The sequence below is a fragment of the Comamonas sp. wu1-DMT genome (assembly GCF_040187805.1).
In the GTDB taxonomy this organism is placed as follows: Bacteria; Pseudomonadota; Gammaproteobacteria; order Burkholderiales; family Burkholderiaceae_C; genus Comamonas; species Comamonas thiooxydans.
On the sequence record NZ_JBANEM010000002.1, the window covers coordinates 201,626 to 227,300 of the forward strand.

Annotated in this window: 25 protein-coding genes; 18 read left to right on the forward strand and 7 right to left on the reverse strand. The window is 63.1% G+C overall.

Annotated elements, in window-relative coordinates; all coding sequences use genetic code 11:
* Nucleotides 1-9: 9 nt before the first annotated feature.
* On the reverse strand, nucleotides 10-2,658 hold the full coding sequence (locus tag V8Z78_RS05050) for a chemotaxis protein CheW (RefSeq protein WP_349731015.1): 2,649 nt from the start codon (nucleotides 2,656-2,658) through the stop codon (nucleotides 10-12).
* Between the two features lie 246 nt (nucleotides 2,659-2,904).
* Here V8Z78_RS05050 and groES point away from each other — a divergent pair, with 246 nt between their 5' ends.
* Nucleotides 2,905-3,195, forward strand: a complete 291-nt coding sequence (gene groES, locus V8Z78_RS05055) for a co-chaperone GroES (protein ID WP_003058782.1) — start codon at nucleotides 2,905-2,907, stop codon at nucleotides 3,193-3,195.
* A 93-nt stretch (nucleotides 3,196-3,288) separates the two neighbouring features.
* On the forward strand, nucleotides 3,289-4,932 hold the full coding sequence (gene groL / locus V8Z78_RS05060) for a chaperonin GroEL (RefSeq protein ID WP_003061955.1): 1,644 nt from the start codon (nucleotides 3,289-3,291) through the stop codon (nucleotides 4,930-4,932).
* 158 nt (nucleotides 4,933-5,090) lie between these two features.
* Here groL and V8Z78_RS05065 read toward each other — a convergent pair whose 3' ends face one another.
* Nucleotides 5,091-6,260: a porin gene (locus V8Z78_RS05065; RefSeq protein WP_046461045.1), complete on the reverse strand. Its 1,170-nt coding sequence runs from the start codon at nucleotides 6,258-6,260 to the stop codon at nucleotides 5,091-5,093.
* On the opposite strand from V8Z78_RS05065, the gene V8Z78_RS05070 reads away from it, so the two are divergent.
* A complete protein-coding gene (locus tag V8Z78_RS05070) occupies nucleotides 6,233-6,484 on the forward strand; it encodes a hypothetical protein (protein ID WP_171832473.1) in 252 nt (83 codons plus the stop codon). The two genes, V8Z78_RS05065 and V8Z78_RS05070, sit on opposite strands and share 28 nt — an antisense overlap.
* On the opposite strand, the gene V8Z78_RS05075 is transcribed toward V8Z78_RS05070, so the two are convergent.
* Complete coding sequence (locus V8Z78_RS05075; RefSeq protein ID WP_046461044.1) at nucleotides 6,485-7,543, reverse strand: porin; 1,059 nt, start codon at nucleotides 7,541-7,543, stop codon at nucleotides 6,485-6,487.
* A gap of 330 nt (nucleotides 7,544-7,873) precedes the next feature.
* Here V8Z78_RS05075 and coq7 point away from each other — a divergent pair, with 330 nt between their 5' ends.
* Nucleotides 7,874-8,491, forward strand: a complete 618-nt coding sequence (gene coq7 / locus V8Z78_RS05080) for a 2-polyprenyl-3-methyl-6-methoxy-1,4-benzoquinone monooxygenase (protein WP_349731016.1) — start codon at nucleotides 7,874-7,876, stop codon at nucleotides 8,489-8,491.
* Nucleotides 8,492-8,550: 59 nt separating this feature from the next.
* On the opposite strand, the gene V8Z78_RS05085 is transcribed toward coq7, so the two are convergent.
* Complete coding sequence (locus tag V8Z78_RS05085) at nucleotides 8,551-9,003, reverse strand: OsmC family protein (protein WP_012837016.1); 453 nt, start codon at nucleotides 9,001-9,003, stop codon at nucleotides 8,551-8,553.
* 385 nt (nucleotides 9,004-9,388) lie between these two features.
* Here V8Z78_RS05085 and ilvA point away from each other — a divergent pair, with 385 nt between their 5' ends.
* The 3 genes from ilvA (at nucleotide 9,389) to V8Z78_RS05100 (ending at nucleotide 12,449) form a co-directional block, all read left to right on the forward strand.
* On the forward strand, nucleotides 9,389-10,942 hold the full coding sequence (gene ilvA / locus V8Z78_RS05090; protein WP_046461042.1) for a threonine ammonia-lyase, biosynthetic: 1,554 nt from the start codon (nucleotides 9,389-9,391) through the stop codon (nucleotides 10,940-10,942).
* 108 nt (nucleotides 10,943-11,050) lie between these two features.
* A complete protein-coding gene (locus V8Z78_RS05095; protein ID WP_179625521.1) occupies nucleotides 11,051-11,878 on the forward strand; it encodes an adenosylcobinamide-GDP ribazoletransferase in 828 nt (275 codons plus the stop codon).
* A 7-nt stretch (nucleotides 11,879-11,885) separates the two neighbouring features.
* Nucleotides 11,886-12,449, forward strand: coding sequence for a histidine phosphatase family protein (locus V8Z78_RS05100; protein ID WP_046461040.1), 564 nt, complete (start codon nucleotides 11,886-11,888; stop codon nucleotides 12,447-12,449).
* Here the strand turns inward: V8Z78_RS05100 and V8Z78_RS05105 are convergent.
* Nucleotides 12,442-12,912 carry a type II secretion system protein N gene (locus V8Z78_RS05105; RefSeq protein ID WP_349731017.1) on the reverse strand — a complete coding sequence of 157 codons (471 nt, stop codon included), beginning with the start codon at nucleotides 12,910-12,912 and terminating at the stop codon, nucleotides 12,442-12,444. The genes V8Z78_RS05100 and V8Z78_RS05105 overlap by 8 nt on opposite strands.
* A 70-nt stretch (nucleotides 12,913-12,982) precedes the next feature.
* On the opposite strand from V8Z78_RS05105, the gene gspG reads away from it, so the two are divergent.
* The 10 genes from gspG to V8Z78_RS05155 all read left to right on the forward strand — a co-directional run bounded on the left by gspG (nucleotide 12,983) and on the right by V8Z78_RS05155 (nucleotide 22,588).
* Nucleotides 12,983-13,411: a type II secretion system major pseudopilin GspG gene (gspG, locus tag V8Z78_RS05110; RefSeq protein WP_080554087.1), complete on the forward strand. Its 429-nt coding sequence runs from the start codon at nucleotides 12,983-12,985 to the stop codon at nucleotides 13,409-13,411.
* A 179-nt stretch (nucleotides 13,412-13,590) separates the two neighbouring features.
* Complete coding sequence (locus tag V8Z78_RS05115) at nucleotides 13,591-14,052, forward strand: prepilin-type N-terminal cleavage/methylation domain-containing protein (protein ID WP_349731067.1); 462 nt, start codon at nucleotides 13,591-13,593, stop codon at nucleotides 14,050-14,052.
* Nucleotides 14,049-14,414 (forward strand): type II secretion system minor pseudopilin GspI, encoded by a 366-nt coding sequence (gene gspI / locus V8Z78_RS05120; RefSeq protein WP_039049562.1) that lies wholly within the window; start codon nucleotides 14,049-14,051, stop codon nucleotides 14,412-14,414. Before V8Z78_RS05115 ends, gspI begins: the two co-directional genes overlap by 4 nt.
* 3 nt (nucleotides 14,415-14,417) lie before the next feature.
* Complete coding sequence (locus V8Z78_RS05125) at nucleotides 14,418-15,110, forward strand: PulJ/GspJ family protein (RefSeq protein WP_080944425.1); 693 nt, start codon at nucleotides 14,418-14,420, stop codon at nucleotides 15,108-15,110.
* Between the two features lie 66 nt (nucleotides 15,111-15,176).
* Nucleotides 15,177-16,178, forward strand: a complete 1,002-nt coding sequence (gspK, locus tag V8Z78_RS05130; RefSeq protein ID WP_046461039.1) for a type II secretion system minor pseudopilin GspK — start codon at nucleotides 15,177-15,179, stop codon at nucleotides 16,176-16,178.
* 45 nt (nucleotides 16,179-16,223) lie between these two features.
* Nucleotides 16,224-17,450: a type II secretion system protein GspL gene (gene gspL, locus V8Z78_RS05135; RefSeq protein WP_046461038.1), complete on the forward strand. Its 1,227-nt coding sequence runs from the start codon at nucleotides 16,224-16,226 to the stop codon at nucleotides 17,448-17,450.
* Nucleotides 17,447-17,989, forward strand: a complete 543-nt coding sequence (locus V8Z78_RS05140; protein WP_054074446.1) for a type II secretion system protein M — start codon at nucleotides 17,447-17,449, stop codon at nucleotides 17,987-17,989. Before gspL ends, V8Z78_RS05140 begins: the two co-directional genes overlap by 4 nt.
* An 8-nt stretch (nucleotides 17,990-17,997) precedes the next feature.
* Entirely contained in the window at nucleotides 17,998-18,828 is an 831-nt protein-coding gene (gspN, locus tag V8Z78_RS05145) for a type II secretion system protein N (RefSeq protein WP_349731018.1), read from the forward strand.
* Nucleotides 18,829-18,831: 3 nt separating this feature from the next.
* Complete coding sequence (gene gspD, locus V8Z78_RS05150; RefSeq protein ID WP_349731019.1) at nucleotides 18,832-21,213, forward strand: type II secretion system secretin GspD; 2,382 nt, start codon at nucleotides 18,832-18,834, stop codon at nucleotides 21,211-21,213.
* A gap of 13 nt (nucleotides 21,214-21,226) precedes the next feature.
* On the forward strand, nucleotides 21,227-22,588 hold the full coding sequence (locus tag V8Z78_RS05155; RefSeq protein ID WP_003061919.1) for a GspE/PulE family protein: 1,362 nt from the start codon (nucleotides 21,227-21,229) through the stop codon (nucleotides 22,586-22,588).
* A gap of 11 nt (nucleotides 22,589-22,599) precedes the next feature.
* Here the strand turns inward: V8Z78_RS05155 and V8Z78_RS05160 are convergent, their stop codons facing one another.
* On the reverse strand, nucleotides 22,600-23,466 hold the full coding sequence (locus tag V8Z78_RS05160) for a helix-turn-helix transcriptional regulator (protein WP_349731020.1): 867 nt from the start codon (nucleotides 23,464-23,466) through the stop codon (nucleotides 22,600-22,602).
* Nucleotides 23,467-23,545: 79 nt separating this feature from the next.
* The gene (locus V8Z78_RS05165; protein ID WP_349731021.1) at nucleotides 23,546-23,779 is read right to left on the reverse strand and encodes a hypothetical protein; all 234 of its coding nucleotides are present in this window, start codon (nucleotides 23,777-23,779) and stop codon (nucleotides 23,546-23,548) included.
* 173 nt (nucleotides 23,780-23,952) lie between these two features.
* Here V8Z78_RS05165 and V8Z78_RS05170 point away from each other — a divergent pair, with 173 nt between their 5' ends.
* Nucleotides 23,953-25,335 (forward strand): hypothetical protein, encoded by a 1,383-nt coding sequence (locus V8Z78_RS05170; protein ID WP_349731022.1) that lies wholly within the window; start codon nucleotides 23,953-23,955, stop codon nucleotides 25,333-25,335.
* The last annotated feature ends 340 nt before the right edge of the window (nucleotides 25,336-25,675 follow it).

The window sequence follows — 25,675 nt, forward strand, 5'->3', positions numbered from 1 at the left end:
CCTGCCCGTTCAGCCCCCAGCAGCCTGCTCCGCCGGCAGCGGTGCCTTGAGCATGCGCACCAGGGCCGTCACGTTCAGGCATTGGATGAGCAGATCTCCGTCATTGGCACGGATCAAGCGGTCCACAAGCTGATCTGCCGCACCCGCCATTGCAGGAGCCAGTCGCAACTGCCCGCTCTCGAAGCGCACCACGCCTTCGAGATCACTGACCAGCACGCCCAGCTTGAGCCCCTGGAGCTCCAGCACGATCACCTGGCTTTGCGCCGTCCTGATGACAGGTTTGCCAAAGAGCAGGGCTCCCAGATCGAAGACCCATACATAGCCGGCCACGACTCCCTGGCTGCGCCGCGCCAGCGTGCCTACGCAATGCGGCAAGCGACCGGCAGAAACAGGAGCGATGGCCGAGGCACTCTGGGCCTCGAGCACGCAGGCAGCATCCACGGCGAGCACGCTGCGCCCCACAAAAAAGGTCGCCATCTCCATGCCGGCTGCACTGCCCTGGCTGGCCGCCGCCAGGCTTTGCACCCTGGTGTTGCGGCGAGAGACGGCCGCCAGCGCATCGTCCTGCACGGCACCAAACGCCTGCACGGACAAGGCCAGTACCTCTTCGCGATAGCCATCGCTGCGCTTGAACTCCCGGTAACCGCTGCCCGCCGTGATCGCCACCACACAATACCGGCCCTGATACACCATGGCACGGGCCATGCTCTGTCCAGGTGCCAGGGCCAGCATCTGTGGCGGCAGATCCAGCTGCATGCCCGGCTGCAGCTGCACATCCGAGGAGGACATGACCAGGCCCGAGCGGTTCAGGTAAGCCACCTGTCTGCTGGTTGCGCCTCCTGCCTGCACGCCGGTCACGCCTTCCAGCATGGCCTTGAATTCACGCTGTGCATGGAACACCAGGCCAATCCCGCCCAGCACCACGCCATCGGCATTGCGTATGGCCGCGTGATAGACATAGGTCGCGCCGTCATCCTCGTGCTGCACACAGGGGCGCCATGGCGAGACGTGATAGGCCTGGGTCCCGCCCAGCGCCAGAACCTGGTGCAGGCTGTCCATCTCTATATAAGTGCCCAGCAGCCCACGGACCGCGGCATCCGGGCGGCCTCGCTGGCTGACGGCCACGACCCTGCCGCGAACGTCATAGACCATGATTTGCTGGTAGACCGTATACAGGTCGTGAATGGCGGTGAGCAGCGCACAGGCCTCGCTCACCTGATCCGGGGCCGTCTCGCCCAGGGCCTGGTCCTCGAGCAATTCGGACAGCTGCGGCGTCAAGGCCCACCAGCGGCAGTCGTTGGCACGCTCGTAGAGATTGCGATCGAGCAGATCCACCAGCAGACTGGTCAACAGGCTGTTGTCTCTCAGTGCGGTATTGAGCACCGTGCCGTAGAGCGCATCGATGGACTGGGAGAAGACCTCGTTGGTCCTTGCCCCGGTCTCGCCAATCTGCTCCAGCACGGCCTGCAGCCGCGTGTTGTCCATCTGCTTGCCTGCCGTCATGACGCGGCCGTTCCAGACCACACGACGTATGGTGTCCGCTGCGCTGCGTATGGCGTGCAGGGGTGGGCAGAAGCGATGTGCATGTGCCAGCAGGCCCTGGGCCACCGCGGCATCCAGCCCATCCAGACCCGCTTGCGATTGAAGACCGAAGGCCAGCTCCAGCGGCGTCATGATCTGCGCCCGCCAGCCCTGGGGGCCCATATAGCCTTGATAGCCTACCGAGGCCGCCGATTGCACCAGATAGGTGCGTCCGCCATGTACATACAGCGAATCCGCACCATCACGGTGAGGCCGCACGTTCGCACCCACGCCAATCCAGTGCGGATCGCTGCTGGCCAGCACCAGTCCCCGATCATCGAGCAACAGGGCGATGCTGGTCTGCGCCTCTGGTGCGCCACTGCCGTCGACCTGGTCGCGACCGCTCCAGATGCCTTGCATCTCGCCATCAAAGTCAAAACACAGGCACAGCACGCCAATAGGCTGGCGGTTGCCGGCGTGCAGCATGCGATGCGCATAGATCAACGCGCTGCCGTGCCCCGGCAGCAGGTCGGTGGCGCCGAAACTCTGCACAAAGCCCTGGCTTTGCAGAGCGCGGGCAATCAATGCATCCCGGCATGACTGATCTGCGGCCTGACTCCTCTCGCGCGCACTCGCTCGCACCTGGCCTTCGGCATCCAGCAGCAGAATGTCCGCGTAGACCGTGTACTTGCTGCGGTAGGCACGCAGACGCTGGGTGATGGCCGCCTCGTCGCCATCCGCTGCGGCCATGAACTGGCACAGCATGGCGTCGGTCGCCAGAAACCCCACGTCGGCCGTGCGCTCGTAGAGATTACGCACCAGGGTATCGATCAGATGCTGTGCCTGACTGGCCAGCCCCGCCGTCACCCCCGTCACAGCCTGCATCACCATGGACTGCACCAGGTCCTGCTCCAGGCGCTCGAAGCCGCCGCGCGTGGCGGCCATCATGGGCAGCAAGGCCTGCGCCTCCTGTGGGCAGTTCATCTTGGCGGAGGACTCTATGAGCCGCCACATCAGATTCAGCTCCCTGAGCGAACTCTCGCAGCGCCCGACCTGGCGCATATGGGGAATGAAGACATCTGTCTGCAACAGATCCTGGGCGCGCTGCGCCGGGGCAGTCATGGTTTCTAGAGGCATGTTTTGGCAGAGCAAAAGCCAGGCCTATTTGTAAAAACACGTTACACATGACTAAGAACAAACCCTGTTTTCTCGCAGATTTGTCCTGCGACCGACGGGGGAGAGGTCTTGAAAGCTCAGGAATTTGCCTTATTATTAGCACTCGATGGGGTTGAGTGCTAACAGCTTGACCCTAGATATTCCGAATGTCGGCCAGGATGGCTGGCAAGTCTTGTTTCAACTTTGTTGATGTATTTAGGAGTTGGTATGAACCTGCGTCCCCTGCACGATCGCGTGATCGTCAAGCGCCTCGAAAACGAAACCAAGACAGCCTCGGGCATCGTGCTCCCTGATGCTGCCACCGAGAAGCCTGACCAGGGCGAAGTGCTGGCTGTGGGTCCCGGCAAGCGCAATGACAAGGGCGAGCTGATCGCTCTGAACGTGAAGGTCGGCGACCGCGTTCTGTTCGGCAAGTACTCTGGCCAAACCGTGAAGATCCACGGCGACGAGCTGCTGGTCATGAAGGAAGACGACCTGTTCGCAGTCGTCGAGAAGTAATCCTTCCCGAACACATTCTCCTCTTCATGGCTGTCGGCGACTGATTGACAAGCGCTGGCAGCCCAATTGAACCTCATTCTTTAGGAGCCAAAAATGGCAGCAAAAGACGTAGTTTTCGGCGGTGAAGCACGTGCACGCATGGTTGAAGGCGTGAACATCCTGGCTAACGCAGTCAAGGTTACCCTGGGCCCCAAGGGTCGCAACGTGGTTCTGGAGCGCTCCTTCGGCGCCCCCACCGTGACCAAGGACGGCGTGTCCGTGGCCAAGGAAATCGAACTCAAGGACAAGCTGCAGAACATGGGCGCCCAGCTCGTGAAGGAAGTGGCCTCCAAGACCAACGACATCGCTGGTGACGGCACGACCACCGCTACCGTGCTGGCCCAAGCCATCGTGCGCGAAGGCTCCAAGTACGTGGCCGCCGGCCTGAACCCCATGGACCTGAAGCGCGGCATCGACAAGGCTGTCGCCGCCCTGGTGGAAGAGCTGAAGAAGCAATCCAAGGCCACCACCACTTCCAAGGAAATCGCTCAAGTGGGCACGATCTCCGCCAACTCCGACTCCGACGTGGGCGAAATCATCGCTCAAGCCATGGACAAGGTCGGCAAGGAAGGCGTGATCACCGTTGAAGAAGGCAAGAGCCTGGCCAACGAACTGGATGTCGTCGAAGGCATGCAATTCGACCGCGGCTACCTGTCGCCCTACTTCATCAACAACCCCGAAAAGCAAGCCGCGATTCTGGACAACCCCTTCGTGCTGCTGTTCGACAAGAAGATCAGCAACATCCGCGACCTGCTGCCCACGCTGGAAGCTGTGGCCAAGGCCGGCCGTCCCCTGCTGATCATTGCCGAAGACGTCGAAGGCGAAGCCCTGGCGACTCTGGTGGTGAACACCATCCGCGGCATCCTGAAGGTTGTGGCTGTGAAGGCTCCCGGCTTCGGCGACCGTCGCAAGGCCATGCTGGAAGACATCGCCATCCTGACTGGCGGCAAGGTCATCGCTGAAGAAGTGGGCCTGTCGCTGGACAAGGTGACTCTGGAAGATCTGGGCCAGGCTGCTCGCGTCGAAATCGGCAAGGAAAACACCACCATCATCGACGGTGCTGGCGCTGCTGACGAAATCGAAGCCCGCGTGAAGCAAATCCGCATCCAGATCGAAGAAGCCACTTCCGACTACGACCGTGAAAAGCTGCAAGAGCGCGTGGCCAAGCTGGCCGGCGGTGTTGCCGTGATCAAGGTTGGCGCTGCCACCGAAGTCGAAATGAAGGAAAAGAAGGCCCGCGTGGAAGACGCCCTGCACGCTACCCGCGCTGCTGTGGAAGAAGGCATCGTGGCCGGCGGTGGCGTGGCCCTGCTGCGCGCCAAGCAAGCCGTTGGCGCCCTGGCTACCGGCAATGCCGAACAGGACGCCGGCATCAAGCTGGTTCTGAAGGCCATTGAAGCACCTCTGCGCGAAATCGTGGCCAACGCCGGTGGCGAGCCCTCGGTGGTTGTGAACGCCGTGCTGAACGGTTCCGGCAACTACGGCTTCAACGCTGCCAACGACACCTACGGCGACATGCTGGAAATGGGTATCCTGGATCCCACCAAGGTGACTCGCACTGCTCTGCAGAACGCCGCTTCCGTGGCTTCCCTGCTGCTGACCACCGAGTGCATGATCGCCGAAGCCCCCAAGGCTGACGCAGCTCCTGCCATGCCCGACATGGGCGGCATGGGCGGCATGGGCGGCATGGGCATGTAATTGCTCTGCTGCTGACCGGGTGGTTTGCTCCACCTGGTTTGCCCACAACAAAAAGGCCGCATTTGCGGCCTTTTTCTTTTGCGCCGAGCTTCACGAGCTGCTCCGAGCATAAAAAAGCCAGCCGATATCGGGCTGGCTTTTTTATGCAGAGATTCGCCTTAGAAACGATGACGCAGACCGATGGTGATACCGGTACGCTTTTTCGCACCATTGGAGTCGAGCATCACGCCCGCACCGCCCTTGGTCTTGGTGTGATCCACCGCGAAATAGGCGTCCGTGCGCTTGGAGAAGGCATAGTCAGCCACGGCAACGATAAAGTCGGCCTTGCCATTGAAGGCGCCAGTCGCCGATCCCGATTGCTTGGCATGGTAGTAATGCAGACCTGCATTGAGCTGCGGCGTGACCTGGTAGCCAAAGCCAACCTTGAACATCTCACGCTTGTTAGCAAAATTTCCGGGCGCATTACCCGCGATAAAGCCACCATTGGAAGAGCCAGTCCAATATGCATTGAGCAGGCCGGCGTCAAAAATGGCACCAGCCCCCGCAGCACCGAGACTATCCTTGACCTTGTTCTGGCCGTAACCAGCCATCAGATACAGAGGCCCGGTGCGATAGGAGCCGCCCAGTGTCCAGGCATCCACATCGGTGCCGGCCGGCAAGGTGGAGCGCTGGAAAGCACCACCCACAGAAATTCCGTCGGCAGAATAGCGCAGATAGCCGCCTGCGGTTTTCAATGCCAGACCACCTGGCGTCATATCAATACTGCCGCCCTTCTTGGCAAAGGTATTTCCTTCGTCAAAAGAATACTGCAGCCCTGCACGAACCGGCCCGAACTCGGCAACGTACTTGAGCATATTGTTTGCACGCGCGCCCAGAGACATGCCGATTTCAGGCTTGTAGGCATCCATATAAGGGGAATATGGGAACGATGCATAGGTAGAGGTCACCAGATCAAACAGCACGTTGTATTGGCGCCCCATGGTTACCTGACCAAAGCTGGTGCTGCGCAAGCCCACCCAGGACTGCGCAAAGTAAGGCTGAGCGGTGCTGGGCGTGCCCGAATCCGTCCAGAAACGATTTTCCAGGTTGGCAATCGCCGACAAGCCACCACCCAGATCTTCCTTGATATTGATACCCCAGCGGCTCTCCGACATGCCGCCACCGATCATTTTGGTCAGACCGCTTTTATTCGGCCCCTCATTAGTCGTGTGACGAATCGCTGCATCCACAATGCCATACAGTTGCACGCTGCTTTGTGCATAAGCCATTGTTCCCAGAGAACCCAGCACAGCCAAAGCCAATGTTTTTTTCACAAATGAAGATGTCATTGTGTTGCCTCTCTCTTAATTCACTAACAGTTGGTGGAAATTTCATTCTAGAAATGCTTTCTCCGGCAACGAGAGCTTTGGCACAAGCACAACACAGGCCTTTCCCTCTGGGGACAAACCTCTCAGCAAACACCCTTTCAGGTTTAACCCCAGAAATAAAAAAGGCCTGTCTTTCGACAGGCCTTTTAGCTTTTAAGCAATTACTGGCTTATGCCAGCAATTGATTAGAAAGCGTGGCGAATACCCACTTGCACGCCAGCTTGGTTGCGGCCGGAACCGTCAGCCTTCAGGCCCACGGTGTCGCTCACACCCTTGGCAGCCAGGGCCATTGCAGAACCGTCTTGGTTCTTCAGGTAAGCCACAGTGCCGTACAGGGCAGTGCGCTTGGACAGGTTGTGCACATAGCCCAGGGACAGCTGGTGAGCCTTGGCAGGACCTTCTTGGTCGTAGTAGGCGTATTGAGCCTTCACTTCGCCCACGCCACCCACGGGAGCGGACACGCCCAGCAGGTAGTTACGGAACTTGGCGCTGGAGCCAGCATCGGGCTTGTACTTGATTTGCTGGATGTTACCCACAACCTTGGCCACGCCAAAGTTGTAAGAAGCGCCGATGGACATTTCGTCACGATCGCCAGCAGTACCCTTCAGGTTGCCGTAGGCAGCGGTCACGCTCAGGGGACCGTTGTCATAGCCAACGTTACCACCAGCGTAGCGGCCAGCCTTGGTACCTGCAACAGTCTTCTCGTCGAAAGCGTAGCTGATGTTGCCGGTGAAGCCGTTGAAGTTAGGCGAAGAGTAGGACACCATGTTGTTGGCACGGATGGTGTTTGTGTCGCCAGAAGCGGCGAAACCACCAAGAGTAGACCAACGGCTGTAGCCCATGTTTTGGCCGATACCGGTAGCACCGAACAGGTCATACTTCAGACCGGCACGGAAAGTGGGAGTGGTTTCACGACCCAGGCGAACTTCACCGAAGTTGCCGGACAGACGCACTGTGGATTCGCGCTTGAAGTCGAAGCCGTTAGCGTTGCCGGTGTCGCCGAAGATTTCGCCTTCCAGCCAGAAGCCAGCCTTCAGACCGCCACCCAGGTCTTCGGTACCGCGCAGGCCCAGACGGCTGGTCGCGTTACCGCTGCTGTGCACGCCGTACTTGGCGTCGTTGCCCACAGCGTTGTCCACGTAGGAAACGCCAGTGTCAACGATACCGAACAGAGTCACGGAAGATTGAGCCATTGCGGCGCCGGAAGCGGCCAGCACTGCCAGGGCGATCAGAGATTTTTTCATTACGAGTTACTCCAAGGTTTAGAAGGGCGCCGGTTCTATGGGAGAGAGACTTGAGCCTCGAGCTCCACCGGTTTCCCGCGCCAACCTCCTGGTGGGGAAGTTGGGTCTATTGCACCAGACCACCGAGCCCAGCGCAAAGGAATTCACCCAAAACTGCTCGATTCGGCGCGTTTTCGTTGCACCACCGCAACAAACACCAAGCCGCACTAGCGGGCACACCCTTAGGGGTTTCGGCCTAGGATTGCCCCAGCGCAAGTTGCGGATGAGCCACTCTGGTGTACCTTATGTGCATTGACGCCAGACAGGCGCCGCACTGAGTTCTTTTTAGCCATGGACAAGTTTCTGACCGCTGCCGATGCAGCTCTTCGCACTTTGTTTGCCGACCCGGTGGCCGCAGAGCGCTCGCCTGCCGCAGGGATCGCCGAAGCCGACCTGAGCGATGAACAGCGCAGGCTCTCCGCAGCCTTGATGCGCGTCAATCATGTGGGCGAGGTCTGTGCGCAGGCCCTGTACAACGCCCAGGCCATGGTGACCAAGGACATGGAGTTGCGCGAGCATCTGCTGCATGCCGCTCGCGAGGAAATGGACCACCTGGCCTGGACCCGCGAGCGCCTGCATGCCCTGGGTGACAGACCCTCGTTGCTGAACCCGCTGTGGTTTGCTGGCGCTTTTGCCATTGGCACGATTGCTGCCAAATTCAGCGATGCCGCCAGCCTGGGTTTTGTGGTCGAAACAGAAAACCAGGTCTCCGCCCACCTGGCAACCCATCTGGGCCGCCTGCCCGAGGAGGACGAGGCTTCGCGTGCCGTGGTCGAGCGCATGAAGGATGACGAAGAGCGTCATGCTGCAGCAGCGATCGACGAAGGAGCGATGCAACTGCCCCCGATTGCCCAGGGGCTGATGCGTGTGGCAGCCAAAGTCATGACGATTACGGCGCATCGCATCTGATCAGCGCCTGTTCAACAAAAACGGGCCGTTGAGGCCCGTTTTTCGATCGAACGTCCAGTTCAGGCTTCGACGATGTCGAAACCCGTCGTGATTTCTGCCGTCTTTCCCAGCATGATGGTGGCCGAGCAGTATTTGTCGTGGCTCATGGCGATGGCACGTTCGACGGCACCGGCCGGCAGGTTCTTGCCGCTGACCGTGAACTGCATGTGGATCTTGGTGAACACCTTGGGGTCGGTCTCTGCGCGCTCGGAAGTCAGCTGCACGCTGCAGCCCTTCACATCGTGGCGACCGCGCTTGAGGATGAGCACCACGTCGTAGGCCGTGCAGCCGCCGGCGCCGGCCAGCAGCATCTCCATGGGGCGTGGTGCCTGGTTGCGACCGCCGTTGGCCGGGTTCTTCTCGTCCGGTGCGCCGTCCATATTGACCACATGGCCGCTGCCGGTCTCTGCCACAAAGCCCATGCCCGAGCGCGTTCCGGTGGCCGCGCCTGTCCAACTAACCGTGCATTCCATTGTTTTTCCTCTCAAAACTGTTGCAATTTTGCATCAAATACATAAAAACCCGAATCTTTTGATGCACAGAAAACACAAGCCTCATACAATACAACCCAAGCGTTACCTGTGAGGTCAAACCCGCAGGCAAACTGCAGATTGCTGGTTAATACCGATCTGTATCGCACCCTTTGTCTCCTCCACCTCCTCTAATGGTGGATTCAGCCCCTAGCTCCTGAGCTAGGGGCTTTTTTTTTCGTGCCTGCTCATCCTGCTTCTCAGAGCAGCAGCATGCACCTCTTGAGCGAGTACTGCAGCGCAGCAAGCAAGGGCCTATCATGATCGGCTTCCATGCACCCGGCAGGCTGATTGCCCTGGCTCTGGTGCTCTGCTTTCGATTTGCACCATGACTCAAGCCCTGACCCCTGCCGATTATCTGACTCGCATCCTCAATGCACGCGTCTATGACGTTGCCGTGGAGTCGGACCTGGACATTGCCAAGAACCTCAGCCGCCGCCTGCACAACAAAGTGCTTCTGAAGCGCGAGGACCAGCAGCCCGTGTTCAGCTTCAAGTTGCGCGGCGCCTATAACAAGATGGCCAATCTGACGGCCGAGCAGCTGCAAAAGGGCGTGATCTGCGCCAGCGCGGGCAACCATGCCCAGGGTACGGCGATGAGCGCCAAGAAGCTGGGCTGCCGCGCCGTGATCGTGATGCCCACCACCACGCCCCAGGTGAAGATCGATGCCGTGATCGCCCTGGGCGGCGAGGCGGTGCTGGCCGGAGAAAGTTACTCCGATGCCTACAAACACGCCGTCAAGCTGCAAAAGTCCGAGGGTCTGACCTTTGTCCACCCCTTTGACGACCCCGATGTGATTGCCGGCCAGGGCACCATCGCCATGGAGCTGCTGCGCCAGCTGCAAAAACTGGGCAGCCAGCGCCTGGACGCCATCTTCGTGCCCATCGGCGGCGGCGGCCTGATTGCCGGCATTGCCAACTACATCAAGGCCGTGCGCCCCGAGGTGAAGGTGATCGGCGTGCACACCAAGGACTCGAACGCCATGATGCAGTCCGTGCAGGCGGGCGAGCGCGTGGAACTGGCCGATGTGGGCCTGTTCGCCGACGGCACCGCCGTGAAGCTGGTGGGAGCGGAAACCTTCCGCGTCACCCAGGGCCTGGTGGATGACTATGTGACCGTGGACACCGATGCCGTCTGCGCCGCCATCAAGGACATCTTCACCGACACCCGCTCCATCGTCGAGCCCTCGGGCGCCCTGGGCGTGGCGGCCATCAAGCAGTACGTGGCCAGGCACAAGACCAAGGGCGAGACCTACGCCGCCATACTGAGCGGAGCCAATATGAACTTCGACCGCCTGCGCTTTGTGGCCGAGCGCGCCGAGGTCGGCGAGGAGCGCGAAGCCCTGTTCGCCGTCACCATCCCCGAAGAGCGCGGCAGCTTCAAGCATTTTTGCGAGGTGGTGGGCAAGCTGCCCGGCGGCCCGCGCAACGTGACCGAGTTCAACTACCGCATCAGCCACGACAGCAAGGCCCATGTGTTCGTGGGTCTGACCACGCCGACCCGGGGCGAGTCCGAGAAGATCTGCAAGAACTTCCAGAAGAACGGCTTTGAGGCGCTGGACCTGACCTTTGACGAGATGGCCAAGGAACATCTGCGCCATATGGTGGGCGGCCACTCGCCACTGGCACAGGACGAGCGCCTGCTGCGCTTTGTCTTCCCCGAGCGCCCCGGCGCGCTGTTCAAGTTCCTGAGCCTGATGGCGCCGACCTGGAATATCTCCCTGTTCCACTACCGCAACCAGGGCGCCGACTACGGCCGCATCCTGGTCGGCATGCAGGTGCCTGCCAGGGACCACAAGAAGTTCGACAGCTTCCTCAAGAACCTCGGCTATCCCTGGGTGGAGGAAACCAGCAATCCTGCTTATCAGTTGTTCCTGAAGTAAAAATAAAAAAGGAGCTGCAACCACCCTCCCTGCAATGCTTTCAGATAGAAAAGACTCTGAAACATAGGAATACCAAGCGGGACCAGCTCCTTTTTTGTTCGCAACATCATGCAAGCCCTGCGCCACTATCTGCTGGCCGTCCAGTTCTTCAGCCGCATCCCCGTGGCTGGACGTCTGGCCGCCTGGGTGGGCTGGAGCCCCGAAATGCAGCGTGCCAGCGCCGCGCATCTGCCGGGCGTGGGCTGGCTGGTGGGCCTGTGGGCCGCGCTGCTGCTAGCAGCCCTGCTCTGGCTGCTGCCGGCAAGCCCCTGGTCGCCGCTGGCGGCTGCTCTCATCAGCACCGCCGGCACCTTGTGGCTGACCGGCGGTTTTCATGAGGACGGCCTGGCCGACGTCGCCGACGGGCTGGGCGGCCTGGTCCCGCCCGAGCGCGCACTGGAGATCATGAAGGACTCGCGCATCGGCGCCTATGGCGTGATGGCACTGCTCATGGCCCTGCTCACCAAGGTCGTGCTGATCGCCCTGCTGCTGTCCGTCATGCAGCCGTTCTGGGGACCGGTGCCGGTGCTCATCCTCGTGTGCTGCATTCATGTGCTGTCGCGCTTTGCGCCGCTGGTGCTGATGCGCAGCCTGCCCCACGTCGGCCTGGCCACGAGCAGCAAGACCCTGCATATCGCGGGCAGGCAGCTGGGCTGGCAAGGACTGCTTACAGGCAGCCTCTGGTGCCTGCCGGCACTGGGCCTGCTGGGCTGGCTCGGCGTCTGGAGCTTTGTGCCCAGCCTGCTGGCGGCCATGCTGCTCACCACCTGGCTGCTGCAGCGCTGGTTGTTGCAGCGCCTTGGCGGCATGACGGGTGACTGCCTGGGTGCCTGCCAGCAGCTCAATGAACTGGCTCTGCTACTGGCCAGTTGCATCTATCTGCGCCAACTGCTATAGAACATCCATGAAGACTCTATGGCTGGCGCGCCACGCACGCCCCTTGATCGATACAGAGCGCTGTTACGGCCGCCTCGATATCGCCGCCGATGCACAAGCCACCCGGCAAGCCGCTCAGGCCCTGCAGCAATCTCTGCAGCCCCTGCATGGCAGGCTGCAGATCCGGCACTCGCCGCTACAAAGATGCAGGCAGTTGGCGTTGGATCTGCAGGTACTGGAGCCGGATTTCATCTCCACCCCCGACGGCAGACTGCTGGAGATGGACTTCGGGCATTGGGAAGGCCTGCGCTGGAACGACATCGGCGAAGCTGCCATCGGTGCCTGGGCGCAGGATCTGGCGCGGCACGCACCTGGCGAGGGCGAATCACTGGCACAGATGCTGCAGCGCGTCCACGAGGCACTGCAGGACGCGCTCAGCAGCGACAGCGAGCATATGGTGTGGATCTGCCATGCCGGTGTGGCACGCTGTGCGCAGTGGCTGCTGCAACATGGCCGCCGGCTGCCGCAAAGCCATGAATGGACCTTGCCGGCGCCCGCCTATGGACAGTGGCTGCAGCTCGAACTCAGTTGAAGCTGGCCATGGGCGGCCTGGGCAATTGCAGCACCGTGCTGGCCGGCCCGTTGGCAGGGCCCAGTCGCGCTTCGCGCGCCGCCAGCGATTGCAGAATCACGCCATCCTCCACGGCCTCGCCCACACGCACGGCCTTGCTGCCCTTGCCTTCCACTGCGATCACTGCGGCACCGCCACCTGTTTCGTGCCCTGCCAGCACCCCCAGCAGGGCATAGCGGCTGGCCACTGGCGCGGCCACGGCGGCAACAGGCGCGGCAACCGCCCCCAAAGCCTTGGCCATGGCCTGGGCATTGGCCTGTACCGGATGAGCAGGTACAACTGAAGGTAACTGCTCACTGCCACTGCCGACGAACCGGAGTGTCCAGAACACCACCACCGCAGCGGCAATCGCCCACAGCAGCAGGGTCGTGAGTTTGACCGGCATGGAAAGGCCCTGACCGGTATTGAAAGATTGCAGTCGCATTCGACGATTATGATGGTGCAATACTGCATTTTTCCTACAGTTTCCAATGAGCACCAACTGCCGTCATCCGATGTCTGCTATTCGCCACGCCGCATCGCGCGGCTTTACCCTGATCGAATTGATGGTGGTGCTGGTCATCATTGGCGTGCTGGCAGCTCTTATCGTGCCCAATGTGCTGGACCGCGCCGACGATGCCCGCGTGACCGCAGCCAAGACCGATATCGCCAATATCAACCAGGCGCTCAAGCTCTACCGCCTCGACAACCAGCGCTATCCAACGGCCGAACAGGGCCTGCAGGCGCTGGTGGTCAAACCCACCACAGGCCCCGCTCCGCAGAACTGGAAGCCCTACCTGGAAAAGCTGCCCAATGACCCCTGGGGCAATCCTTATCAATACCTGAACCCAGGCGTGAAGGGCCCCATTGACATCATGTCCCTGGGCGCTGACGGCAAGGCCGGCGGCGAAGGCAAGGATGCGGATATTGGCTCCTGGCAATAGCAATGAGCCCCCACGCTCCCTCACTGCGTGTGGTCGCTGCCCCCCGAGGGGGCCCTGACCGGCTGGCGCCGGGGTTTGCCTTGGGGTGGCCCGGCGGCAACCCCGAACGCATCAAATGCCTGTAGAACGGGTGCGCTCTGTCACAGGGACAGCCAGCAAGGGCCGCCCCGCAGCACAGGCTGTCGTCCCCCGGGGGGGGAAGGCGCGCAGCGCTTCAGGGGGGATTCACACTCTTGGAGTTGCTGGTGGTGATTTCCATCATGGCACTGGCGACGGCGGGTGTGAGCCTGGCCATACGCGACAGCGGCGAGCAACAGCTCGAGCGCGAAGCCCAGCGTCTGGCCACGCTGCTGGAGTCGGCACGCGCCCAGGCCCGTACCAATGGCGCCCTGGTGGTCTGGCGCCCGCTGCCGCAGGGCTTCCGGTTTGAAGGCCTGCCACCCAACGTCAAGATGCCCACTCAATGGCTGCAGACTCCTGTGCTGGTGCAGCCCAATACACCCGTGGTGCTGGGGCCGGAGCCGCTGATTCCAAGACAGAGCATTACCTTGTCGCTGCCCGGCAGCAACTCGGCACCACTGCGGCTGGCCACCGACGGGCTGCGCCCGTTCAGCATTCAAAGCCTGCAGGTGACGCCATGAAGCCCGTCCTGCTGCAGCGCGGATTCACGCTGATCGAGGTACTGGTCGCGGTCGGCATTGTCGGCGTCACCCTGCTGGCTGGACTTCAGGCCAGCAGCGCCCTGACGCGCAACGCCCAACGCCAGTCCGACGTCATCCTGGCCCAGCTCTGCGCGCAGAACGAACTGGTGCGACTGCGCCTGTTCAATCAGATGCCTGCCGTCGGCGACACCACCATCCAGTGCCAGCAGGCCGGCAGACAGATGCAGGTACAGCTCAGCGTGCGCCCCACGCCCAACCCCAGTTTCAGGCGCGTGGATGCCCAGGTGTTTTCCGAGGCTGCTGCGGTGCTGCGCGTCTCCACCATCGTCGGTCGCTACTGAATCATGAGCAGCATGCGCAACAGAAACCAAGGTTTCACGCTGATCGAGCTGCTGGTCGCCCTGGCCGCCATGGCCCTGCTGGCCATCATGAGCTGGCGCGGCATCGACGGCATGCTGAGGGCTCAGGAAGTGACACGCGAGCAAGGTGAGCAACACGCCGTCATGCAGACCGTGCTGGCCCAGTGGAATGCCGACCTCAACGCGCTGATGCCGCTGCAGGGCCGCCAGGTGCTGGACTGGGACGGCCAGGTGCTGCGCCTGACGCGCAAGACCAGTGCAGCCGTCGACAACGGGGCGCTCATCGTGGCCTGGAGCCGTCGCAATGTCGATGGCCGCTTCCAATGGGTGCGCTGGCAATCGCTGCCCGCGCGCACGGTCAGCGAATGGAACGATGCCTGGAACCAGGCGGCCCAATGGGGCCGCAATCCTTCCAGCGACCAGATGCGCCGCGAGACCGTGCTGATCCCGCTTGATCTGTGGCGCGTCTACTACTACCGCAGCAACGCCTGGACCAATCCGCAGTCCAGCGATCAGGGCAGCGATGACGGCAGCAGCGTCGGCAGCGACGGCAACCCCGTGCTGCCCGTCGTGCCCGACGGCATACGCATAGAACTGACACTGCCCCCAGGCCGCGCGCTCAATGGAGTGATGACGGTGGACTGGGTCAACCCGCTGCGCTCGAACTCCAGATCATGAAATCCCCCCCTGAGCCGCTGCGCGCCTTCCCCTCAAGGGGGCAACCCCATCGCTGCGAGGCTGCCCATGCTCGGGGTTTCCGGCTTGGGACGCGCCAGTTTCAGGCGCACGCGCCAGCGCGGTGCAGCACTGCTGGCGGCCATGCTGACGGTGGTGCTGGTTGCCACCCTGGCCTCGGCCGCGCTCTGGCAGCAATGGCGCGATGTGGAAATCGAGACCGCCGAACGTAATCGCGTGCAGGCCAACTGGTTGCTGCTGGGCGCGCTGGACTGGTCGCGCGTGGTGCTGCAGGAGGACTCGCGCGCCAACCGCAGCAACCCGGTCGATCATCTGGGCGAGCCCTGGGCGGTGCCGCTGAAGGAGGCTCGCCTGTCCACATTTCTGGCAGCCAAGAACAATGTCAGCCAGGTCGATGACGGTCTTGCCGACATGCAGGACGCTTTTCTCTCGGGCGAGATCGTGGATCTGCAGTCGCGCCTGAATCTGCGCAATCTGCTCAGCGGGGCCGATTCGAGCGTGAAGGAGGAGAACCTCAAGCCTTTTCTGCGCCTGTTCGAGCGCCTGGGTCTGCCCGGCAGCTCCGTCATGCAGATCGCCACGGCCTTGCAGCAGGCCCTGCGCGGCAAGAGCCAGGCTGCGCCGCTGATGCCGCGCACCGTCGGGCAACTGGGCTGGCTGGGCGTCGATCCGCGCATCATCGCGCGCATCGAGCCCTATGTCTCGCTGTTGCCCGAGCGCACCATGGTCAATCTCAATACGGCCAGCGCCGAGGTCATCTGGGCCAGCACCGAGGACCTGGACTGGGCCCGCGCCAACCAGTTGGTGCAGTTGCGCGACGCCTCGCCTTTCAAGTCCCTGAATGCAGCGGCTGCGGCCATAGGCCTGAGCGGCGTCTTCAACAGTGCCATGCACTCCGTGACCACCAGCTATTTCGAAGCCCGCGGTCGCCTGCGCCTCGGGGACAACGTCTTGAGCCAGCGTTCACTGATTCAGCGCAAGGACATGAGCGTGACTACCCTGTGGCAGGAGCATGCCGACTGGGGTATGCCCGCGGTTGCCAGACCCTGACACCCTGATGTCACACTGCCCCCATAGAATGCTGCATCTTCCCTCATGAGCACATTGCTAATACAGCTGTCGGCGAAGCACGCCAACTCCGCCACGGAATATCTTTACGTCCTCAGCGACGATGGCCAAAGCATTCAGCGCAGCGGCCAGGCTGCGGCGTCCCTGCTGCCGGCTGCGGGCCGCACGGCCCAGATCACCGCCGTCATCCCCGCAGCTCAGTTGTCCTGGCATGCCGTCACCCTGCCTTTGGGGCTAAATGTGCAAAGCCGGCGCCAGCAGCGTCTGCGCGCCGTGCTTGAGGGTTTGCTGGAAGAAAAGCTGCTCGATGAGCCGTCCGCCATGCACCTGGCACTGGACACTGGCTCGGCGGCGGGTCAGACCTGCTGGGTGGCTGCCTGCGACAAGGGCTGGCTGCAATCCCATCTGCAGGCCCTGGAGCAGCATGGTCATGCCGCCAGCCGCCTGGTGCCCGAACAATGGCCCAGCAGCATGGCCCAGCTGCTTCTGTCGGGCGACAGCACCCTGCCCCAGCTGAGTGCCACCGGACTGGATGCACAGGCCTGCCTCGTCGTCCTGCCCCTGCATGCCGATGCCGGCCTGTTGCAGCCACTGCTGGCTCGCCTGCCCGAGGATCTGCCGGTGCTGGCCGAACCCCATCTGGCACACAGCGCGGAGACACTGCAGCGCCCGGTCAGCATCTTCACCGCCGCCCAGCGGCTGCTGCAAAGCCATGGCTACGCCGGCGACCTGGCCCAGTTCGATCTGGACCTGGGCGGCAGCACCCGCGCCAAGCGCCGCCTGCTCGATGCCTGGCATGGTTTTGCCAAGGCCCCGCAATGGCGTGCTGCGCGCTGGGCAGCAGGCATTGCCGTCGTCGCCCAGCTGGCCGGACTCAACGCCTGGGCCTTCAGGGAAAACCGTGCCATCGAACTGCGCCAGCAGCAGGCCAAGCAGGTACTTCAGACCACCTTCCCTCACGTGCCCGTCATCATCGATGCTCCGGTACAGATGCAACGCGAACTGGATCTGCTGCGCAGCAACTCCGGCGCACTGTCCGCCGGCGACCTTGAAGCCCTGCTGGCCGCTAGCGCTGGCATTCAGGGCGTGCAGAATGCCAAGAGCCTGCAATACCAGGACAAGCAGCTGCGTATCTCGGGTCTGGACCTGAGTCCCGAAGCACTGGGCGACGCACAGCAAAGCCTGCAGGCCAATGGCTATATGCTGCAACGCGAAGGAACAGATCTGGTGCTCAGTGCAAAGGCTAGGCCATGAAGCAGAAGAACGCTTTGAAAACCGCATTGGCTCCGCTGCGCCAGCGCTGGAGCGCCCTGGCCCAGCGCGAACAGAATCTGTTGCTGATCGCCGCCAGTGTCGTGCTGCTGGCCCTGCTCTGGTGGGTGGCGCTGGCACCGGCACTGCACAGCCTGCGCACGGCCCCCGCACGCCATGCGGCAGCGGAGCGCGAGCTGCAGAACATGCTGCAGATGCAGGCCCAGGCCGAGCTGCTGCGCCAGCAGCCGCAGGGCAATAGCGTCGATGCGCGCACGCAGCTGGAGCAGTCGCTCAAGACCGAACTCGGCAACAGCGCACAGTTGCAGTGGCTGGGCAACCGTGCCCAGGTCAGCCTGAGCAATGCCGCCGCCCCCGCCCTGGCCCGCTGGCTGGCACAGGTGCGTGACAACAGCCATGCCTCGGTGGCCGAGATGAAGCTCAACCGCAATCTCGGAGAAAGCGTCGACGGCGCTGCCGTTACACGCTGGAGCGGCAATCTGCTGCTCGATTTGCCCGACAACGCAGGTGTACAGAATTAGCCGCGACCATGAGCCTGAGCACCTCACGCACCACCAGCAAAGCCTCGCGCAGACCGCGTGAGCCGGGCGATCCGCGTTCGCCGCGCCGCTGGGCCGTGGGCGGTGCCTTGCTGGGTGCTCTGCTGACGGTGCTGGTCCAGGCTCCGGCGGCCTGGCTGGCCGCAGGCGTGCAATCGATCACAGCCGACCAGGTACAGTTGCAGGAGCCGCGCGGCACGCTCTGGCGCGGCTCGGCCAGGCTGGTGCTCACGGGCGGCAAGGACAGCCAGGACCAGAGCAGCCTGCCCACGCGCCTGAACTGGACACTGCGGCCCGGCCTGAGCGGCGCCAGCATCAGCCTGCAAAGCGACTGCTGCACCAGTACCCCGATGCTGGCGCAGCTGCAGCCGGGCTGGAACGCCATGACGGTGCGCCTCAAGGACAGCGTGCTGCAACTGCCCGCCGACATGCTGGCCGGCCTGGGCACGCCCTGGAACACCGTGGCCCTGCAGGGCCAGTTGCGCCTGTCCACCGTCGGGCTGACGCTGCAATATCGCGCCGGCCGGGCCACCAGCCAGGGCCTGACGCGGCTCGAAGCCCTGGCCGTATCGTCCAGACTGTCGTCGCTCAAGCCCCTGGGCAGCTACCGCCTCGATATACAGGGCGGAGACAATGCCCAGCTGAATCTGACCACGCTGGGCGGCGACCTGCAGCTCAGCGGTCAGGGCCAATGGGTGGGCTCGCGCCTGCATTTCAGTGGCGAAGCCTCTGCCAGCCCCGAGCGCGAAGCCGCTCTGTCAAATTTGCTCAATATCTTGGGGCGCCGCCAGGGTGCGCGCTCCATCATCACCTTTGGTTGACACATGACTCAGCATTCACGCACCGCCTGGCAAAACACACTGCATTCGATAGCTGTTGCCTCGCTTGCCGTCTGCATTTCAGCACCAATTCATGCTCAAACCCAGAGCGGACAAGCGAATGCCACTCCCAGTTTGCGACCTGGCGAGCCGGTCACGCTGAACTTCACCAATGCCGATATCGAGGCCGTGTCGCGCGCCATGGCAGCCATCACCAATCGCAACGTGGTGGTGGATCCGCGCGTCAAGGGCCAGATCACGCTGCTGACCGACAAGGCCGTCTCGCCTGCCACTGCCTATCAGCAGTACCTGGCGGCACTGCGCATGCAGGGCTTCACGGTGACGGAGTCGGCAGGTCTGTTCAAGGTGATTCCCGAAGCCGATGCCAAGCTGCAGTCCAGCGAGGTCTCCGTCGGCCAGGGCGGACGCGGCAGTCAGGCTGGCGGCGGACAGATCGTCACGCAGATCTTCAAGCTCAACTACGAGAACGCCAACAATCTGGTGCCCGTGCTGCGGCCGCTGATCAGCCCCAACAACACCATCAACGTCAACCCCGGCAACAACTCGCTGATCATCACCGACTACGCGGACAACCTGCAGCGCATCTCGCGCATCATCGCCAGCACCGATGTATCCAACGCCACCGATGTGGAAGTCATCTCGCTGCGCCATGCCGTGGCCGCCGACATGGTGGCCCTGGTCAATCGCCTCATGGAAGGCGGCTCTGCCACCGCAGGCGGCGTGATCCAGGCCGGAGCCGGCGCGGCAGCAGGCCAGGCGGACACCAGCTTCCGCACCTCCATACTGGCCGAGCCGCGCAGCAACTCGGTGCTGATCCGAGCGGCCAACCCGGCCAAGCTGTCGCTGATCCGCTCGCTGATCGCGCGTCTGGACCAGCCGGCCATGACGGGCAACGGTGATGACGGCAACATCCATGTGGTGTATCTCAAGAACGCCGACGCGGTGTCCCTGGCCGCCACGCTGCGTGCCGCCATCAACGCCCAGACCAGCGCCAGCACCGCCCTGGGCGGCCAGCCGGGCATGACGGCAGCCGCCGGCTCGACCACGAATGCAGCAAGCTCCCAGCCCGTCATTTCACGCGGCACGGACGGCAGCGCCACCGTAGGCCTGGGCGGCGGCAACAGCGGCCCCAGCTCGCGCTTCGGCACGGCCCAGCAACCCTCCACGGGCGGCATGATCCAGGCCGACCCCACGACCAACTCGCTGATCATCACCGCCCCCGGCCCGCTGTACCGTCAGTTGCGCACCGTCATCGACAAGCTCGACGGCCGCCGCGCCCAGGTGCTGATCGAAGCACTGATTGTCGAAGTCTCCGCCGACAAGGCGGCCCAGCTCGGCGTGCAATGGAGTTCGGTGATCCGCAACAACGGCCGCGTGCTGGGCGTGCTCGGCAACGGCACTTCCATCAGCGGCATCTCGAACATCTTCGGCCTGTCGGGTGCCGTGGGCAATCTGGTCAACGGCACGCCCCTCACCGACAGCCAGGCATCGGCGATCGGCGGCATGAAGGGCATGAACCTGGGCTTCACCCAGAACGTCAACGGCAACACCAGCCTGGGCGCCCTGGTCAACCTGATGCAGGGCGACGGCGACACCAACATTCTCTCCACGCCCAATCTGATGACGCTGGACAACGAGGAGGCCAGCATCATGGTGGGCGAGAACGTGCCCTTTCCCACAGGCTCCTATACCAACACCGCCGGCACCTCGGGCTCGGTCAATCCCTTCACCACCTATGAGCGCAAGGACGTGGGTACGCTGCTCAAGATTCGTCCGCAGATCAACGAGAACGGCACCATCAAGATGGCCGTCTACCAGGAGAACTCGGCAGTCAAGCAGGGCACCGCCAACGCCCAGTCCGGTGCCACCACCACCAAACGCTCCATCGAGTCGAATGTGCTGGTCGAGGACGGAGCCATCGTGGTGCTGGGCGGCCTGATTGCCGACGAATACAGCCAGAGCCAGGAGCGCGTGCCGCTGCTGGGCGACATTCCCTTGCTGGGCAATCTGTTCCGCAACACCAGCCGCGAGCGCAAGAAAACCAATCTGATGGTGTTTCTGCGCCCCACGGTGTTGCGTGACGCCAACTCCACCAGCCAGCTTTCGCAGGACCGCTATGAGTCCATTCGCGGCATGCAGCAAACCGTGCAGCCCGACCCCAATCTGCTGATGCGCAATGTCAATGCCGCGCCCTTGCTGCCCGCATCCAGCGGTGCTGCACCGGCGAGCGTGCCCAATGTGGCCATCGTTCCCGGGGCCAAGCCCGAGATCGTGGACTTCACGCGCCCGGGCCAGCCCACGGTGAACGGCCAGCCAGTGACCGTGACGCCTGCGACGCCCGCCACCCTGCCTCCGGGCACTCTGTAAGCGAAGGCCACGCATGCGCTACCCCCTGCCCTATGGCTTTGCCCGCAGCAGCCAGCTGCTGATCGAGGATGACGGCCAGGAGCCCGTGCTCTGGCATGGCCCTCAGCCCGACTGGTCGGCCATCTCCGAAGTGCAGCGCAAGCATGCAGTGCAACGCTGGCAGTTGCTGGACAGCGGCGCGCTGGCCCACCGCATCAGCGCGGCCTATGCGCAAAGCGACTCCAGCGCAGCCATGGTGGTCAGCGAGGTCGAGTCCGATGCCGATCTGACACGCATGATGCAGGACCTGCCAGCCGTGGAGGACTTGCTGGAAACCGCCGATGACGCCCCCATCATCCGCATGCTCAACGCCCTGCTCACGCAGGCGGCGCGCGACGGTGCTTCGGACATCCATATCGAGCCCTACGAGCGCCATTCCAGCGTGCGCTTTCGCGTGGACGGCGATCTGCGCGAAGTGGTGCAGCCCAATCGCGCCCTGCACGCCGCCCTGATCAGCCGCCTGAAGATCATGGCCGATCTGGACATTGCCGAGAAACGTCTGCCCCAGGACGGGCGCATCAGCCTGCGCCTGGGCACGCGAGCCATTGACGTGCGCGTCTCCACCCTGCCCAGCGCCCACGGCGAGCGTGCCGTGCTGCGCCTGCTGGACAAGAGCGAGAGCAAGCTCAGCCTGGAAGCCGTGGGCATGGGCGGCGAGACGCTCAGGCGCTTTACCCATCTCACGGCGCAGCCGCACGGCATCGTGCTGGTCACCGGCCCCACGGGCTCGGGCAAGACCACCACGCTCTACGCCGCGCTGCAGCGCATGGATGCCAGCCACAGCAACATCATGACGGTGGAAGACCCCATCGAATATGAGCTGGCCGGCGTGGGCCAGACCCAGGTCAACGCCAAGATCGAGCTGACCTTTGCCAAGGCCTTGCGCGCCCTGCTGCGCCAGGACCCGGACGTGATCATGATCGGCGAAATCCGCGACTTCGAAACCGCGCAGATCGCCATCCAGGCTTCGCTCACCGGCCACTTGGTACTGGCCACGCTGCACACCAACGACGCACCCAGCGCCGTCACCCGCCTGATCGACATGGGGGTCGAGCCCTTTTTGCTGTCCTCATCGCTGCTGGGGGTGCTGGCGCAGCGCCTGGTACGCAAGGTCGACCAAAGCGAGCCCAGCGGCTACCGGGGCCGCACCGGCATCTTCGAGCTGCTGGCGGTGGACGATGCGATTCGCGCCCAGATCCATCGCGGTGCCAGCGAGGCCGAGATCCGCGAGACTGCCATGGCTGCAGGCATGCAGTTGATGCGCGAGGATGGCGAACGCCTGATTCGCGAAGGCATCACTACCCAGGCCGAGGTGATGCGCGTCACGCGCGACTGAGGGTCCGAGACTCACTCGCGCCAGCGCAGCATGGCAGGCCCCGTGAGCAGCACGCGCACGAAATCAGCCTGCCGCCCCACACCGACCTTGACCGCTGCCGATTTGAATTGCGAACGCGCGGTATGGATGGACAGGCCCTGTCTCTCGGCGAACTCCTGCAGGGTCCAGCCATTGATCAGCGCCTGGGCCAGTTGAGCCTCTGCCAGCGTGAGCCGATAGAGATTGCGCAGCAAATCCTGCAGCGAAGGAATGCTCAGCGCCGGATCGCTGATAAGCAGCATGGCGGCACTGCGCTCGCCATAGGGGCTGCTGTGTACGGGCAAGGGCGACACCATGACCTGCAACTGCTGTCCGGCCAGCCCTGTGAAGCGGCTGGCCCGCCCGTGGTGCAGCGCCTTGCCCAGTCCCGTGGCAACACAGTCCCGCATGGCTTTCTGCAGCCAGCGCTGGTCTGCGGCATTGGTGGCCTGCAGGCTCTCGTCGGCCGCGCGATACATCAGCTGGCTTTGCTCCATCAGGCGCAAGGCCCGGCTGCTGGCATGCATCACGGCCGCACGCTCGTCCAGAAGAACCACGCCTACCGGCAGATCCTCCAGTACGGCCAGCGATGCATTCAGCAATGCCTGGGTACGGTACAGGCGTCGGTGAATTGCAAATGCGCTCTGCAGATGCGGCATGAGCTGCTGCACAAGGCCCAGCTCTTCGGCGCTGTAGGCACCCACGGCATGCGGCCTGACAACGGTGATGTTGAAAGATCGGTCATGCTGATTGTCGACCACGGCCGCGCAGGAATAGAACAGGTCCTGAGGCCGCAACCAGTCGCCATACCACTCGGTACCCGGCAGGCTGCGGTCGGGAAACAGGGTGGAGGAATTCACCACCGTGCCCGGTCTATGCAGACTCTGGTCCTGCAGCCAGACATTGCACTGACAGTAGTGGGCGGCAAAGCTTTCCAGTTCAGCGGCGGCAAAGCCCTGGCTGGCGCCGAAAGTGCCAAACCCCCCCGTCCAGATCCACCGTCCGCTGCGCGAAATCGTTGGCCCAGATCACGCTGGCCGGTGAACGCAGGGCCGCGCCGAACAAGGCCAGAAAGCCCTGCCAGCGCGCCGGCTCCAGTGCCGACTCGTAGATGGCCGCAATCAATGCGGGCAACCGTTCCTGCAACATCAAAGGCAGATGCGCTACCGCCATAGAGCCCCCTTCCAAGGCTCGCCACAGCAAGCACCTCATGGAGCTTCGCCGGGGATTCATTTCATTTACTCACACTTTGAAATAGCTGCAAACCCTTCACTCATTCTGGTGATGTTTTCGCGACAACAAGTGCTTACAAACAACGACAGCCACTCTCTCAACCAAAGGCTGCCATGTCACAAACATCCACCACCACACTCTTCATCCGCCGCTCGGTATCCCTGGGCACCCTGGTCCTGATTGCCTCCATTGCCGGCTGCGGTGGCGGCAGCGACAGCGCCTCTCCCGCTCCGTCGCCCGCCCCGGCTCCGGCCACAAGATCGATCTCCACCACCGTGATCGACGGCGCCTTGCAGAACGTCAAGGTCTGCTTGGACAGAAACGACAACGGCAGCTGCGACACAGGGGAGCCCAGTGCCGTCACCAATGCCTCTGGCCAGGCCAGCCTGGAAGTGCCCGAGGCCGATGTGGGCAAGTTCCCGATTCTGGCCCTGGTCACCAAGGACTCCGTCGATGCCGACACCGGCGCCGTTCCCGTGGCCTTCATGCTGCGAGCGCCCGCCGATCAACCTGGCGTCGTCAGCCCGCTGAGCACCTTGGTCCATGCGCACAGCCAGGCCACGGGCAGCAGCACCAGCGATGCGGCAGCAGCCATCCAGAGCCAGCTGGGCCTGGGCACTTCGGCGCTGGCGGATTTCACCCAGGACGGCAGCGACGCCGGAAAGCTGGCCGCAACCATGGCGCGCCTGATCGTGGTGACCACCCAGACCCAGCTCAGCAACACGGCGGGCGCCACAGGCGTCGACGGCGCACCGCTGACTTCGGTGCAGCTCAATGCCGCCGTCAACAGCGTGCTGCTGCAGCAGTTGCAGACCCTGGCCACGGCCGTGCTGGACAACCCCGCCCTCAGCGACACCAGCAGCTCCATGAAGGACAAGCAATCCGCCATGGAGACCGCCGCCCAGCAGGTGGCAAGCGCCTCGGGCGTCACGGCCGGCAATGTGGGCCTGATCGCAGCCATGCAGTCGCAATCCAGCAGCCCCGAGGCCGGCGGCCCCGCGGCTAGCACTCAGCTGCGCTGGCTCAGCTTTACCGACACCAGCAACTACTACATCCGGGCTTTCGAAGCCACGGCCGAGCAGAACACGCCAGACGCCAACGGCAAACGCTATTTCACGGAATTCCGCGAGCGCGTGGTCGGCGGCCAGGAGCAGCCCTGGACCCGGCCGCAGGTCTATTGGACCGGCAGCGAATGGTTTGCCTGTCCCATCGATTTCGTGCAGCAGGTCACCAGCCTTGCCAGCGGCGAGAGCGAATCCCTGTACTGCAAGAGCCTGGCCAGCAGAGCCAGGCAAAGCGTGCGCAATATCACCGGCCTGAAGATGCGCGACATCGTCACCGAGATCCGCTCCGCGCCGTGGCAGGACGCGGCCGACGGCAGCTTTGCCAGCTGGGCCCCAGGCCCGATCAGGTTCCCGCCGAAACGACCTTCCCCAGCGGCTCCACGCTCAGCTATCGCACCGTCACCGATCTGGGCGGCAGCGACTACTACCTGAGCAACAACGCCAACCGCGCCACCATTGCTCGTGCCGACGCCCCCAACAACCCTGACACCAGCACCTGGCGCAGCGCCACGCTTGCGGAATTCATCGCGTGGAACGCCGGCGACTTCGCGCCCAATGTCTCGGCCGCCGATGTGCACGGCAACAACTCGCGCGTGCTGGTCGGCCGCCGCGACTATCTCAAGCCCGATGGCAGCGCGGCCTACAAGCGCTATATGGTGGGTTTCGAGAACGGCGGCGAGCAGCGCGCGCGCTTTTATGAATGCGAGGGCGATATGAGCACCCTGCCCAACAACCGGACCCTGTTCATCAACGGAGTGTCCACCTGCAAGAC

What these genes read in the sequence shown, in the direction of transcription:
- V8Z78_RS05050 (WP_349731015.1), bottom strand. Translation starts at nt 2,658, where the DNA reads ATGCCTCTAGAAACCATGACTGCCCCGGCGCAGCGCGCCCAGGATCTG.
- groES (WP_003058782.1), top strand. Translation starts at nt 2,905, where the DNA reads ATGAACCTGCGTCCCCTGCACGATCGCGTGATCGTCAAGCGCCTCGAA.
- groL (WP_003061955.1), top strand. Translation starts at nt 3,289, where the DNA reads ATGGCAGCAAAAGACGTAGTTTTCGGCGGTGAAGCACGTGCACGCATG.
- V8Z78_RS05070 (WP_171832473.1), top strand. Translation starts at nt 6,233, where the DNA reads ATGTTTTTTTCACAAATGAAGATGTCATTGTGTTGCCTCTCTCTTAAT.
- V8Z78_RS05065 (WP_046461045.1), bottom strand. Translation starts at nt 6,260, where the DNA reads ATGACATCTTCATTTGTGAAAAAAACATTGGCTTTGGCTGTGCTGGGT.
- V8Z78_RS05075 (WP_046461044.1), bottom strand. Translation starts at nt 7,543, where the DNA reads ATGAAAAAATCTCTGATCGCCCTGGCAGTGCTGGCCGCTTCCGGCGCC.
- coq7 (WP_349731016.1), top strand. Translation starts at nt 7,874, where the DNA reads ATGGACAAGTTTCTGACCGCTGCCGATGCAGCTCTTCGCACTTTGTTT.
- V8Z78_RS05085 (WP_012837016.1), bottom strand. Translation starts at nt 9,003, where the DNA reads ATGGAATGCACGGTTAGTTGGACAGGCGCGGCCACCGGAACGCGCTCG.
- ilvA (WP_046461042.1), top strand. Translation starts at nt 9,389, where the DNA reads ATGACTCAAGCCCTGACCCCTGCCGATTATCTGACTCGCATCCTCAAT.
- V8Z78_RS05095 (WP_179625521.1), top strand. Translation starts at nt 11,051, where the DNA reads ATGCAAGCCCTGCGCCACTATCTGCTGGCCGTCCAGTTCTTCAGCCGC.
- V8Z78_RS05100 (WP_046461040.1), top strand. Translation starts at nt 11,886, where the DNA reads ATGAAGACTCTATGGCTGGCGCGCCACGCACGCCCCTTGATCGATACA.
- V8Z78_RS05105 (WP_349731017.1), bottom strand. Translation starts at nt 12,912, where the DNA reads ATGCGACTGCAATCTTTCAATACCGGTCAGGGCCTTTCCATGCCGGTC.
- gspG (WP_080554087.1), top strand. Translation starts at nt 12,983, where the DNA reads ATGTCTGCTATTCGCCACGCCGCATCGCGCGGCTTTACCCTGATCGAA.
- gspI (WP_039049562.1), top strand. Translation starts at nt 14,049, where the DNA reads ATGAAGCCCGTCCTGCTGCAGCGCGGATTCACGCTGATCGAGGTACTG.
- V8Z78_RS05125 (WP_080944425.1), top strand. Translation starts at nt 14,418, where the DNA reads ATGAGCAGCATGCGCAACAGAAACCAAGGTTTCACGCTGATCGAGCTG.
- gspK (WP_046461039.1), top strand. Translation starts at nt 15,177, where the DNA reads ATGCTCGGGGTTTCCGGCTTGGGACGCGCCAGTTTCAGGCGCACGCGC.
- gspL (WP_046461038.1), top strand. Translation starts at nt 16,224, where the DNA reads ATGAGCACATTGCTAATACAGCTGTCGGCGAAGCACGCCAACTCCGCC.
- V8Z78_RS05140 (WP_054074446.1), top strand. Translation starts at nt 17,447, where the DNA reads ATGAAGCAGAAGAACGCTTTGAAAACCGCATTGGCTCCGCTGCGCCAG.
- gspN (WP_349731018.1), top strand. Translation starts at nt 17,998, where the DNA reads ATGAGCCTGAGCACCTCACGCACCACCAGCAAAGCCTCGCGCAGACCG.
- gspD (WP_349731019.1), top strand. Translation starts at nt 18,832, where the DNA reads ATGACTCAGCATTCACGCACCGCCTGGCAAAACACACTGCATTCGATA.
- V8Z78_RS05155 (WP_003061919.1), top strand. Translation starts at nt 21,227, where the DNA reads ATGCGCTACCCCCTGCCCTATGGCTTTGCCCGCAGCAGCCAGCTGCTG.
- V8Z78_RS05165 (WP_349731021.1), bottom strand. Translation starts at nt 23,779, where the DNA reads ATGGCGGTAGCGCATCTGCCTTTGATGTTGCAGGAACGGTTGCCCGCA.
- V8Z78_RS05170 (WP_349731022.1), top strand. Translation starts at nt 23,953, where the DNA reads ATGTCACAAACATCCACCACCACACTCTTCATCCGCCGCTCGGTATCC.